This is a genomic window from Streptomyces sp. ATLC9, from assembly GCF_057196705.1.
Genome location: NZ_JBXUOY010000641.1, coordinates 1 through 259 on the forward strand (window position 1 = coordinate 1; position 259 = coordinate 259).

1 pseudogene is annotated in these 259 nt (G+C 66.0%); it reads left to right on the forward strand.

Features of this window, described 5'->3' with window-relative positions:
* Window positions 1–111 (forward strand): annotated as a pseudogene (locus AC2CJA_RS27450) (IS5/IS1182 family transposase); the annotation flags it as partial.
* Window positions 112–259 lie beyond the last annotated feature (148 nt).

A 259-nucleotide genomic window follows, 5' to 3' on the forward strand; every position in this document is an offset into this window, starting at 1 on the left:
GCGGCTCGCGAACATGGCATCGTCGATGCCCTCGCCGAGGCCGGCATCGCATGCTGGGCCGACAAGGGCTACCGGGGTGCCGGCGGAACAGTCCGCACCCCGTGCTGGGGGGCGGTGGGTGAGGGGCCTCGCGTTTTCCGGACAGGTGATTCAGCCGGTTATTTCATGCGGCGAGGCGGAGTCGTTCATGCTCGGCGTGCGCTTCTTGAGGCGGACGATAACCGATCGCCGAGTGAAGACGCCTGCGATTGTACCAGAA